Genomic DNA, 8,586 nt, shown 5'->3' on the forward strand with positions numbered 1-8,586 from the left:
CATTAACCTGGATTATAAGAACCTTATTTTTTTAATACTAACAAATTGATTTTGCAAGCATGGAATTAACTACAAAACCAGGACGTTTATCCCTACGTTCTAAACCACGTTTTTTAAGAGGATGTGTTTATCGGGATAGTTTGTATGTGCTTTTAATCATGTCCGCATTCCTATTTGGTGGATTCTCCCAAGTCGCCGCCAATACAGCAGAAAGCCTTAATATATCGCAGGATATAAAAAAGGTGACAGGTACCATAACCGATACATCCGGTGAGCCTATAATAGGCGCATCTGTAACAGTCAAAAGTACTTCGAAAGGGGCTATCTCAGATATGGACGGAAAATTTACCGTTGAGGCCTCCGGTAGTGATATTTTGGTAATAACGTACATCAGTTTTCACACACAGGAAATAAAAGTAGGTGATCAGACTGACTTTAGAATTGTCCTGTTGGAAAATGTAACCATGTTGGACGATGTTATCGCTATTGGCTATGGTACTACTTCGGCCCGCCGTACGGTGAGTGCATTGGGTACTTTAAAAACCGACAAAATAGATGAACTCCCTTATACCAGTACGGCTGCTTCCCTGCAAGGCCGTATAGCCGGTGTAATCGTACAGCAGTCGGGAGGTGAACCGGGTGGAACTGCTCCTACTATTTCCATTCGCGGAGGTGGCACTCCTCTTTATGTAATAGATGGTATAATAAGGGGTAGTGATGATTTCAACTCATTGACCTCTTCAGATATCGAATCAATGAGTATCCTTAAAGATGCCAGTGCCACAGCCGTATATGGTGCTCAGGCCGGTAACGGTATTGTATTGATCACTACTAAAAGGGGAGCTTCGGGGCTGAATATTGAATATACCGGAGGGGTCGATTTTAGCAAACCTACAACTGTCGCAGATCGAGTAGGGGCTCTTGATTATGTACTGGCAGCTAACGCAGCAGCCCGATATGACGGACAGGGTGAATATGCCCTTTATTCGCAATCGGAAGTAGATGCGATCGGAAATGGTACAAGCAAGATATATGGTAATAACGATTGGTACAAAGAAGCAACCAGAAGCCTTGCACCTCAGCACAGGCATACTGTAACCATTTCCGGGAAGTCGAATACCGTAAGGCATTTTACCTCTTTAGGTATAATGGATCAGAAATCGATCTATAAGGAGAGTCACAATAACCATTATCAACGGTATAATATAAGGAGTAATGTTTCTTCGACATTTGATAAATATGGCCTTGAAGTCGGGGTTAATTTGGACGGGACTTATGCAAAACGTACCCCTAACCCATACGGGCAGGAGGATATATGGCGCAACCTGATGGGGTATAATAAGGCAATAGACAGAATATATAACGATGATGGTACATATACGGCTATGGATGTCCATCCTATTGTATATCTGGATAAGGCTTCAGGCTATACAAACCAATACAACAACACGGCAAATGTTCAGGCATATCTCGACTGGAATGTGCCATGGGTAAAAGGGCTGAAGGCTAAATTGACGGGAAATTATAATTACACTTCTTATGACAGAAAATATTTCAAGTCAAGAGCCCCTCAATATTCCGACGGAACATTAGTCGGAGATGATAAGCCTAAAGAGCTGGAGATGAATCGTTCATGGACAAGAGGTAATACGCTGGAATTCGGACTCAATTATACAAAAGAGATTGGATTACATTTTTTGGAAGCTCAGGGTGTATACAGCTACTATGACGAATATAATGAATGGTTTGACGCTAGTCGTACCGGATTTATTTCAAACGATTTTGATCAGTTGAGCTCGGGTGATGCTTCTACCAAAGATAATGCAGGCGGAGCAGCAGAAAGAACTCGTATAGGATATGTAGGGCGGTTGAGGTATTCTTTCAAAAACAGGTATTTTCTGGAAGGAAACTTCCGTTATGATGGCTCCGATAACTTCGCAAAAAATAAACGCTGGGGATTCTTCCCTTCTGGTGCTGCTGCATGGGCTATTTCGGAAGAAAGTTTCATGAAACCGCTTGCCGAAAAAAATATTATAAATTTTGCAAAGGCCAGAGTATCGTACGGACAGGTGGGTCTGGAAGATGGAGTCAAACGTTTTGGCTATATACCTGTATACAGCTACAATGCGCAAGCCAGTGTTATCGGAGGTAAATTTGTTCCGGGATTCAGCGAAGGCGATCTTGTATCTCCTGAAGTACTTAGCTGGTATACTAAAGATGTATTTGATATAGGTATCGATCTAGCCTTCCTGAATAATACACTTTCAGCCTCTTTTGACTATTATTATTACAAGACCAAAGGTTATCTTATTTCTCCTCAAAACAGGTACAGTACAACTTTAGGTAAAGCTCTACCTCAGGTAAAATCTAATAGTGTACATCGTCGCGCGGGCTATGAGGCATCGCTCAGATATAAGAACAAATACAGGGACTTCAACTATGAGGTGGGTTTCCAGTTCACTTCTTATAACGAATTATGGGAAGTGAAGGAAGATGAAGCTTTGACTGATCTGATGGATCCGAGGAAACGAATTACACATCGTAAGAATATATATGGTTCATCGTATTATATGAATGAAGGATTGTATCAGGATTATGAGTCTATCTTGAATTCTCCACGTATGCTTAGTGCCACCGAATTGAAAAAGGGGGATCTGGCATACAGGGATGTCAACGGTGACGGTAAGATTGATTCAAACGACCAGATAAAACTCGGAAAACCATTCTTCCCTTCATTTGATTTTGGTATGGATTTCAATCTCGATTATAAAGGTTTCTTTCTGTACGGACTGTTTCAGGGTACAGGAAAACGTTATACTGAATTAACGCTGTTGCTTAAAGGTGGAAATATAGTGAATTCAAACTATGCTTACCAAATGGATTCATGGACTCCCGACAATCCTTCGGCACGATTTCCAAGATCATCGGCATTGCAGTCTACCAATAGCGGAAACAATACGGTAAATTCCGATTTTTGGCTTATTAATGCACAATACTTCCGTCTCAAGAGCTTGCAATTCGGATATGATTTCAAAAAATTATTATTTAAAGATAACACAAAAATATCCAAATTTAAGTTGTCATTGATGGGTACCAATATATTTACAATTTCTGATGCTATGGACTATTTCGACCCCGAGTCGTATAATTATGGTGAAGGATATCCTGTTCAGAAGACATATTCGATTGTGTTAAATATAGGAATTTGAAAAAAAACAGAATTAGTAACTGTTTAAATTTTATTGACAAACTTATTTTTAATTATTTCAAATAGATTTTTTAGTTATTGTTCGCAGGTTTAGCGGGCTAAACCAAGAATAAGAACTGAAAAATATAGAAGAAAGAATAAAAATAAGTGCCAAAGAAGAATAAAAGACAGTTACAAGAGATATGTTCTATAAAATTAAAACAGTTACTTAAGCTATGAAAAAAATAATTATTATATCAGGGATTTTACTATTATTGACATTGATGTTTTCCTGTCATGATCATTTGAGTAATTATCCTTTGTCGGATCATGCTGAAAATAAAGTGTGGAATTCGGCTGCCAGTGCGCAACTGTTTGTAAACGGTACAATGTATGTGAAAGATCATTTGCTGGATAAGGGTAATAATCATTCCGACGATTGGTGCGACGATATGGTTATTAACTCTCAGATGGGCAGTGCCCAGAATGTTGTGAGGGAGGTACTGACCAGTGATCATGGAATTTCTACTTACGGATGGAATATGTTTCCGGAAATCCGGCGTTGCAATCTCATTATAGATAAAGTGACCTCATCTGCATCTATCAAGGACACCGACAAACCTTATCTCATTGCTCAGGCAAGATTCCTGAGAGCCATAGTATATTACAATATGGCAAGAAAATTCGGGAGGCTGATTATCCTTGATAGGGTTCTTACTCCCGAAGATGAACTTATGCTGGGACGGTCGAAGACGATAAAAGAAACGTATGATTTTATTTTACAAGACCTGAAAGATGCAGCAACCGATCTCCCCAATTCGGGAGAAGCCGGAGCTATAACCCAAGGGGCGGCTTATGCCCTGCTGGCAGAGACTGCATTACAAGGAGCGGCATATCTGGATGATACAACTGCAAAAAGTGAATATTACGCTATTTCAAAAAAGGCCAGCGAAGATTTGTTTGCATTGGGTAAATACAGTCTCGAGGGCGATTATGATAAGCTATTCAATGATTTTACTACCGGATTGAATTCTAAAGAAATTATATTGGGGTCGTACTGGTTGTCCGACAATACATATACGAGTGGTACATGGAAGATGAAGTTTGCACCTAATCAGGGAGCATCCAATAAGTTACCTCCGGCAGTGGCTGCCATATGGCCAATGAACGATTTTATGGAAGGCTGGTTCGAGAAAAGTCCTTCGCAGGAAATTGTAGATGCCTATCAGGTAATAGATAAAGACGGAAAAGCAAAAAACTGGGACGAGACGTCTTATTATAATAATTTCAGGCCGGGTGTCGATTATGTCCATGATGTACTCTATAAGAACAGAGATGCACGCTTCTATTCCACTATTACATATGATAGTTGCTGGTATATGAATTCACTCCTTACTATGCGCCTCGGAGGAAATATGTACTATAAAAACAATATGGAGAAAGATCAGCATATGACAAAATCGGGCTACCTTTATCGTAAAGGATCGTATCTGGACAAAGATATGATCATTGGCTCAAGTGTAAAGATGAATTACCACTTAACGCCGCTACGTCTGGGACGTTCCTACCTGAACTATGCGGAAGTGATGCTTAGGCTTAAAGATGCGCCGAAGGCTATCGAATATATCAATAAGACACGTATAACACATGGCCAGTTGCCAGCATTGCCTACCGACATGTCATTAAGTGATGCATGGAAGTATTATAAGAACGAAAGACGTGTTGAACTGGTGCTGGAAAACGACAGGTATTGGTCTCTGCTTCGGTGGGGTAAGGAGGAAGGACTGGATGTTATCCCTGAATTGAGTACCCCGCCGACGGCTATCGAGATATCGGAAGATGGAAAGAGCTACAGGTTCATAGATGTACCTGTTGTTCATTCGGCGAACAACAGAAATTTCACATCGAGAAGATATTTCTTCCCTATTCCTAAAAGCGAAATATTGACTAACAAGGCTCTGACAAATGATCAGAATCCGGGTTGGGAATAGTGTTTTTGTATAATAAGTAAAAGATAATATTATGAAGAAGATTTTTATAATTTGTATTTCTATTATAATGATTATAGTGAGTTTCCCTTCATGTCTCGAGTCAGGTTTGCATGACGTGGAGACATATTCGGAAACAAAGGTAACGGCTATCAATTTTGAATACAGATGGATGGTACAGGAAAATCCGAACGACCCTTGGGCCGGTGAGAAACTGCAAGTGAAAACATTAACGGCAAAGACTACTTTTACAGATGGTAAAATAGAGTGTGAAATAACCGTACCTGCTGCTTCGGGTACATTCACAGCCGAACAGCGAGACAAAGTTTCGTTACAGAGCCTGATTGCCTACATGACTATATCGCCGGGGGCAAGTGTACGACCTAATGGGTCGGCCCCTACGCTGGGGAAACTAGGCGACTTCAGCCAATCGAATATGTCATATAATGTAGTGGCTGCCGATGGTATAAATAAGCAAGACTGGGTGCTTGTTATCACGGCTTTTAATAAGTAGGGATTTATGGGATTGAAATGGACAGGAGGCTGATAATGGGGTCCTGTCCATTGTTCTCGTTTTGAAATGAATGAGAACATACATATTTTTGCATACTGAGTTAACAAACAGGCTATGGCCTCAATAATGATAAATGATGAATAAAATATATTTACTGTTTATAACTGCTTGTTGTATTCTTTTAGCATTTTCTTTTAGCTGTGAGAGTAAAGAATCGAAGACTGTTTTCAACCTGAAAGATTTCGGAGCCATACCTGATGACGGAGAAGATGATTCGGAGGCTTTCATGCTGGCATTAAATAAGTGTCGCGAAAAGCCCGGTTCTATCCTCGTCATACCTCCCGGGAACTATAATTACAGTGATGCTAAAGCAATGGAATTCGAGTACAAGGGCATCAACGGGCAGTATGGAGAAGATGTGCAGGGATATTTCTTTAAACCTAAAGGAGAATATGTCATTGCATTGGATCTGGATAATTTCAGGGATATAACTATCGAGGCCGAAGGTGCTACTCTGGTTCAGGAAGGTTGGTACGAAGCTGTATCTATCACTAATGCTAAAAACGTTGAAATAAAAGGATTGAAACTGACTCATAAGCGGCCCCCTTTCACCACGGGAGAGGTGATAGAATCCACTACTACTTATTTTGATATGAAGATAGATACCGCCCTCTATCCTTATCTGACAGATAAAATAACAGGTCGTGTTCACTACTATGATGTAAAGAAACAGCGTATATATACAGGAAACCGGGTGGAGAAAAAAGAATTATTACCCGACGGACAAACGGTACGCATTTATACACAAACCCGGCCGGGAGTGGGAGATATGTGCATTTTAAGACATTGTGCACACAACAGGGCTGGTATATTGATTAAAGAATCATCAGGCATTACATTGGAAAATGTAACCATACATTCACAGCCCGGAATGGGTATTGTCGGGCATCGTTCCGAAAATATTGTAATGAGGAATCTGCAAGTTATTCCCGCTCCGGGAACTGTCACATCTTCCAATACTGATGCCACTCATTTTACAAGTTGTAAAGGAAAAATACTTTTCGATGCCTGTAAATTCGGAGGACAGGGAGATGACTGTACTAATATTCATAACTATTATTGGAGTATATACAAAGAGTCGGGCAATGATGTATGCATAACAGTAGAAAATGCCGACTTGCATGCCTTATCGCTTGATTATCCGGATGTGGGAGACACATTGGCATTAGTATCAAAAGATAAATTGACTCCGGTAGAATACTATATAGCTCAGAAGGTTTCTACTTCGGTAGAAGACTGGAAAGTTGTTGTCACCCTGGATAAACCAATAAAATATGATGTGAATGAATATTACATGAGCAATCTTACCCGCCGCCCTTCCGTAGATATTCTGAACAACACAGTGAGAAGCCATATGGCAAGGGCATTCCTGATCAAAACAAGAAATGTACGCATTGCCGGTAACGTTGTGCAAAGCAGTAGTGGGTCTGCTATCCAGCTGGGTGCCGAGGCAGGTTGGAGAGAAGGTGCTCCGGTGGAGAATGTTGTGATAGAAAATAACTGGTTTATAGATTGCGGTTATGGTCACGGCAGACAAAGTGGTAGTACTATCAGTGCTGAGGTCAACGGTATAAGAAAAACAACAGACAGGTTGAATAAAAATATTATCATACGAAATAATGTAATACAGGCAGTGGGAGAAACAGCTATCTATATTTCTGATACTGACGGAGTAGAAATAAGAGATAATGAAATATCTGGTTCCAACAAAGCTATACAAGTAAAGAATTCGGTAAATGTAGATATTAAGAATAATGGAGCTTTAGCTGTGGAGCAATAATCGCAGAGATTAATATAAGATGTGTTTGTGCAAAGAGAAGTTTACGGAACTAATATAGTTATCAACTATTAACGGATAATAAAGAATTATTTATTGATAAATTGATTAGGACACATTGATCTTATATATGTAAAGTTCTCGATAAAGGCAGGGGCTGATTCTGAGTTCAGAATCAGCCCCTTTATAATCATAAATTATTGTCCATATGTTTTTATTTTTTCTTATTCTTGTTATTTACACTTTTTAGTTCCTTAGAGAAAGAATAAGGCAGGTCATTATCGTTGACCCCTCTGCTCTGATTCGGAGCCGGAGCCATCCGGTAGTTAATGGTAGTACCTTTCAGCAGCTGGTCATGGGTCAGGTAGTTTTTGGTGTGCACCTGTCCGTCTACGGTCATTGACTGTATATACCTGTTGGCCTTATTGTTGTTTGCTGCATCGATAACCACTTTATTGCCGTTCTCCAGGTTGAGTGTCACTTTCTTGAACAACGGTGAGCCTAAGATATACTCATCAGAGCCCGGACATACAGGATAGAAGCCTACCGCCGAGAATACATACCAGGCCGAAGTCTGCCCGTTGTCCTCATCCCCGCAATAACCGTCAGGATTAGGGGTATAGAGTTTGTCCATCACCTCACGTACCCAGTACTGGGCTTTCCATGGTTCGGCCGAATAGTTGTACATATAGATCATGTGCTGTATCGGCTGGTTGCCGTGTGCATAGTTGCCCATGTTCATTATCTGCATTTCGCGTATCTCGTGTATGACTCCCCCGTAATAGCTGTCGTCGAATAACGGCGGAACACTGAACACGGAGTCCATCATCCGGTTGAAACCTGCCTTGCCCCCCATCAGGTCTATCAGGCCCTGGGGGTCGTGGAATACCGACCAGGTATAGTGCCAGCTGTTGCCTTCGGTAAAGGCATCCCCCCATTTCAACGGGTTGAACGGGGACTGGAACGTGCCGTCCTGGTTCTTACCGCGCATCAGCTTATGTTCGGGGTCAAACAGGTTCTTGTAGTTCATCGCGCGTTTGGCATAGATGTCTATTTCTTT

At 40.8% G+C, this 8,586-nt stretch carries 5 protein-coding genes; 4 read left to right on the forward strand and 1 reads right to left on the reverse strand.

All coding sequences use genetic code 11. The annotated features are described in order from the left end of the window. Nucleotides 1-158: 158 nt before the first annotated feature. The 4 genes from IR083_RS18660 to IR083_RS18675 all read left to right on the forward strand — a co-directional run bounded on the left by IR083_RS18660 (nucleotide 159) and on the right by IR083_RS18675 (nucleotide 7,529). Nucleotides 159-3,209: a SusC/RagA family TonB-linked outer membrane protein gene (locus IR083_RS18660; RefSeq protein ID WP_242052482.1), complete on the forward strand. Its 3,051-nt coding sequence runs from the start codon at nucleotides 159-161 to the stop codon at nucleotides 3,207-3,209. 214 nt (nucleotides 3,210-3,423) lie between these two features. Further along, nucleotides 3,424-5,178 (forward strand): RagB/SusD family nutrient uptake outer membrane protein, encoded by a 1,755-nt coding sequence (locus IR083_RS18665; RefSeq protein WP_194225437.1) that lies wholly within the window; start codon nucleotides 3,424-3,426, stop codon nucleotides 5,176-5,178. A gap of 31 nt (nucleotides 5,179-5,209) precedes the next feature. Then, nucleotides 5,210-5,689 (forward strand): DUF5018-related domain-containing protein, encoded by a 480-nt coding sequence (locus IR083_RS18670; protein ID WP_194225438.1) that lies wholly within the window; start codon nucleotides 5,210-5,212, stop codon nucleotides 5,687-5,689. A 133-nt stretch (nucleotides 5,690-5,822) separates the two neighbouring features. Further along, a complete protein-coding gene (locus tag IR083_RS18675; RefSeq protein ID WP_194225439.1) occupies nucleotides 5,823-7,529 on the forward strand; it encodes a right-handed parallel beta-helix repeat-containing protein in 1,707 nt (568 codons plus the stop codon). A gap of 211 nt (nucleotides 7,530-7,740) precedes the next feature. On the opposite strand, the gene IR083_RS18680 is transcribed toward IR083_RS18675, so the two are convergent. Continuing rightward, a partial coding sequence (locus tag IR083_RS18680; protein ID WP_194225440.1) for a glycoside hydrolase family 92 protein occupies nucleotides 7,741-8,586 on the reverse strand: 846 nt, incomplete at its 5' end.

The sequence above is a fragment of the Dysgonomonas sp. GY75 genome (genome assembly GCF_015234155.1).
GTDB classification, from domain to species: domain Bacteria; phylum Bacteroidota; class Bacteroidia; order Bacteroidales; family Dysgonomonadaceae; genus Dysgonomonas; species Dysgonomonas gadei.